Genomic DNA, 3958 nt, shown 5'->3' with positions numbered 1-3958 from the left:
CCAATGATAGTCGGTTGTATTTCCGGTGAAAGTAGGTCACTGTCAGGCTCCCCTTTCAAGACCCTCGAAAGTTTTTCTTTCGAGGGTTTTGTTTTATGCGCGTCTGGAAAACCAGGGGAAAAAAGAAGAGGAGGAGCTTGCGCTCCTCCTTTTCTTTTCTGGTCCAGCAAAAAGCCTCCACGAGACCACCGCAGCCTCGTCTCCCGACTTTTTAATCCCCTTACAGATACCCTCATAAAGTTATGAAAGATCCTCTCACAGGAATATTGCTGTAATCAGTTTTTGAACTTGAAAAGATTTTAGAGGGCTTACACCTACTAAATATGCTTTTGCCACCCCTCTGGACGGCACATTTATGGTGTGATATAATTACAAAATCTTGATTAGATCTAAGGTGATTTTGTGTCTATTTTCGAACGTAAGACAATCCACTCTATGCAGGTAGCTCTTGGATTGGCCGGGTTCGGGTATTTGGGTTTTGTTGCTGGTTTGATCTGGCCTTTCGCCAATTATCTCGGGTTCGCTTCCCTCGCTGCTGGTGTCGTCCTTCTCCTTATTAAGAAAACCGATCTGGATCGACTGAGGTCTCTGGTTTCCGGTTTCGGAGGGCACAGCGCTTAAAAAGCGTTCACAAAACAACTGAAAAAGCTTCGGCTCCGGCAGAACCGCTGGTCCGAAGCTTTTTTGTTATCCCTGCCGCCTCATCTGTTTCCTTCCGTGATACCCTCATTGTCATGACACAAGATCTGTTTGGCACAACGTTGCCGGAATTGGCTCAGACAGCCCAGGAATCAACGAAACCGGGCCATGGCCGAAGCGTGGAAAAACCGCCTCTGGCTGAACGGATGCGCCCGAAAACCATTGACGAGGTGATTGGACAGAAGCATCTGCTGGGCCCCGGCATGCCTCTCCGCACTGCATTTGAGTCAGGGCATCCTCACTCCATGATTCTGTGGGGGCCGCCAGGAGTCGGTAAGACCACGCTTGCCCGACTGATGGCGAACGCCTTCAATCTCCCGTTTATCTCTATTTCTGCGGTTCTGTCCGGAGTGAAGGAAATCCGGGAAACGGTGGAAGCCGCGAAAGAGCATATGGCTGCGACCGGTGAGCCCACAGTGGTTTTTGTCGATGAGGTTCATCGCTTCAATAAGTCGCAGCAGGACGCTTTTCTTCCTCACGTTGAGTCAGGTCTGTTTATCTTTATCGGAGCGACAACGGAGAATCCCTCCTTTGAGGTGAATAACGCGCTGCTGTCCCGCGCGTCGGTTTACACGCTGGACGCCCTGTCTGAGGATGAGGTCAAGGAACTCCTGCACCGTGCCCGGGAGAAGGTATATCCGAATCTGAAGATCACTCCGGAAGCGGAGGATCTCTATGCGGCGCTTGCTGACGGTGACGCAAGACGTCTTCTGAACGCGCTTGAGGTTTCGGCGGAAATGGCTTCATCCCGCCACCTCTCGGAAATCGATGCTGACTTCCTTCGGAAATCCATCCCCGCGACACAGCGCCGTTTTGATAAGGGCGGTGATTTCTTTTACGATCAGATCAGCGCACTTCACAAGTCCGTCCGCGGATCGGATCCTGATGCGGCTCTCTATTGGTTTGCCCGGATGCTCGATGGCGGATGTGATCCCCGATATATCGCTCGCCGGGTAATCCGCATGGCGATCGAGGATATCAGTCTTGCGGATCCCCGCGGGACACAGCTTGCGCTTGAAGCGGCCGAGATCTATGAGCGTCTGGGATCTCCTGAAGGAGAACTGGCTATTGCCCAGGCGATTGTGTACCTCGCGATTGCTGCGAAAAGCAATGCGGTCTACAACGCCTTTAACGAGGTGAGACGGTTCGTCAAGCAGGATAAGACGCGCCCCGTGCCCTTCTATCTGAGGAATGCTCCGACCAAGCTGATGAGTGATCTTGGGTATGGTGATGGATATCGGTATGCGCACGATGAGCCGGGAGCTTTTGCGGCCGGCGAAATTTATTTGCCGGAGGGGCTTGAAGGCAGAACCTGGTACCACCCGAATCCACGGGGTCTTGAGATCAAGATAGCTGAAAAGATGCAGCATCTTCACGACCTCAATCAGGAGGCCTGGCGGGAAGGCAAGGGCGGGCGGCGCAAGACTTGAACCCTTTTGGTTCCTGTTGCAAAATAACAGATCAACATTGAATGACATAAGATCGGTTAGTCCCGATCCTATGTGACGCTGCAATTTTGTAAATGGAAAACAGAACTGCAGCTCTGCTTTTCGTTTTCCAAAGGATTTCACCATGATTGACATCAATCTTCTGCGCAAACAGCTGCCTGAAGTGGTTGCTCGGCTGAAGACCCGCAACTTTGAGTTCCCTGAGAAAGAATTTCTCGCTCTTGAAAATGAGCGTAAGGAGATTCAGTCGAAGACTGAAGAACTGCAGGCTGTGCGTAACTCCCTGTCCCGTCAGATCGGACAGGCCAAGAAGTCGGGCGAATCGGCAGAAGATCTGATGAAGGAAGCTGCCGCTCTGCCGGAAAAGCTTGCTGATCTCGAGAAACAGCTCGGTGAAATCCGCAACAAGCTGAATAATCTGCTTCAGCGCGTTCCGAATCTGCCGAACCCGGAATGCCCGATTGGCCGTGATGACCGTGCGAATGTTGAACAGTGGCGTTGGGGCACTCCCCGCCAGTTCGATTTCCCGGTGAAGGACCATGTTGATGTGGCTGGTCCTCTTGGCATGGATTTCGATACGGCGGCCAGGCTCTCCGGCTCCCGTTTCTGCTTCATGAAGGGCGAGATCGCTCACCTGCACCGCGCCCTCGCGCAGTTCATGCTTGATCTTCACACCCGGAAGCATGGCTACACTGAATGCTATACGCCGTACATCGTCAATGCATCGACCATGTATGGAACCGGCCAACTGCCGAAGTTTGCTGAGGATCTCTACTCTGCCCGCATCGGCGGATATGAGGAAGAGGGAGAGCATGAGCTCCAGTATCTGATCCCGACCGCTGAAGTGCCGCTCACGAACACCGTCTCCGGCAAGATGCTGAAGGAATCCGATCTCCCGATCAAGATTACCGCTCAGACTCCCTGCTTCCGTTCCGAAGCCGGCTCCTATGGCCGTGATACGCGCGGCATGATCCGCCAGCATCAGTTTGAGAAGGTGGAAATGGTGCGTATCGTTCCGGAAACGGATTCCTACGCCCACCTGAAGGAAATGGTGAAGAACGCGGAAGAAGTGCTGCAGCTCCTCGAGCTCCCCTACCGCGTCATCATGCTGTCTACCGGTGACATGGGCTTCTCTGCTGCTCAGACCTTCGATATTGAAGTCTGGGTTCCGGCTCAGAACACCTATCGCGAAATCTCCTCATGCTCCAATTGCGAGGACTTCCAGGCCCGCCGTATGGGCACCCGTTATAAGGGCAAGGATGGCAAGACCCATTACGTTCACACTCTGAACGGTTCTGGTGTTGCTGTCGGCCGCTGCCTTGTGGCTGTGATTGAGAACTATCAGAACGCGGATGGTTCTGTCACGATCCCGACAGTGCTTCGTCCGTATATGGGCGGTCTTGAAAAGATCGAACCGACGGCGAAGAAGGCCTGATTCCGGTTCTGACGGAATAAATAAAAAGATCCAGCGCTATGCGCTGGATCTTTTGTTATGGGCGAAGAAGAAACCGCGGAATTACTTCGCGGCAGCCTTCTTGGCCGGGCGCTTCGCTGCGGGCTTCTTGGCAGCAGGAACGGCGGCAGTGTCTTTCTTTGCGGCAGCCGGAGCCTTCTTCGGAGCTGCGGTCTTGGCGGCAGGAGCAGCCTTGGTTTCAGCCATCTTCGCGGATGCGGCCGGCTTCTTGGCGGGAGCCTTCTTCGCAGTAGCGGCGGGAGCCTTCTTCGCAGTAGCGGCGGGAGCCTTCTTCGCAGTAGCGGCGGGAGCCTTCTTCGCAGTAGCGGCGGGAGCCTTCTTCGCAGTAGCGGCGGGA

At 53.9% G+C, this 3958-nt stretch carries 3 protein-coding genes; 2 read left to right on the top strand and 1 reads right to left on the bottom strand.

The window, feature by feature from the left end; translation table 11 throughout:
* Positions 1–845 precede the first annotated feature (845 nt).
* Both BN1936_RS00025 and serS read left to right on the top strand, forming a co-directional pair.
* On the top strand, positions 846–2129 hold the full coding sequence (locus BN1936_RS00025; protein WP_232422040.1) for a replication-associated recombination protein A: 1284 nt from the start codon (positions 846–848) through the stop codon (positions 2127–2129).
* 142 nt (positions 2130–2271) lie between these two features.
* Positions 2272–3582, top strand: a complete 1311-nt coding sequence (gene serS, locus BN1936_RS00020; RefSeq protein WP_049686361.1) for a serine--tRNA ligase — start codon at positions 2272–2274, stop codon at positions 3580–3582.
* Between the two features lie 81 nt (positions 3583–3663).
* On the opposite strand, the gene BN1936_RS11235 is transcribed toward serS, so the two are convergent.
* Positions 3664–3958 (bottom strand): hypothetical protein (locus BN1936_RS11235; protein ID WP_049686363.1); only part of this gene is annotated, 295 nt, incomplete at its 5' end.

Origin of the sequence: Dakarella massiliensis, assembly GCF_001182045.1 — a bacterium.
In the GTDB taxonomy this organism is placed as follows: domain Bacteria; phylum Pseudomonadota; class Gammaproteobacteria; order Burkholderiales; family Burkholderiaceae_F; genus Mesosutterella; species Mesosutterella massiliensis.
Note: the sequence above shows the minus strand (reverse complement) of the source record. Positions and strands in the feature narration are given on the sequence as shown.

What these genes read in the sequence shown, in the direction of transcription:
- serS (WP_049686361.1), top strand. Translation starts at nt 2,272, where the DNA reads ATGATTGACATCAATCTTCTGCGCAAACAGCTGCCTGAAGTGGTTGCT.
- BN1936_RS00025 (WP_232422040.1), top strand. Translation starts at nt 846, where the DNA reads ATGCGCCCGAAAACCATTGACGAGGTGATTGGACAGAAGCATCTGCTG.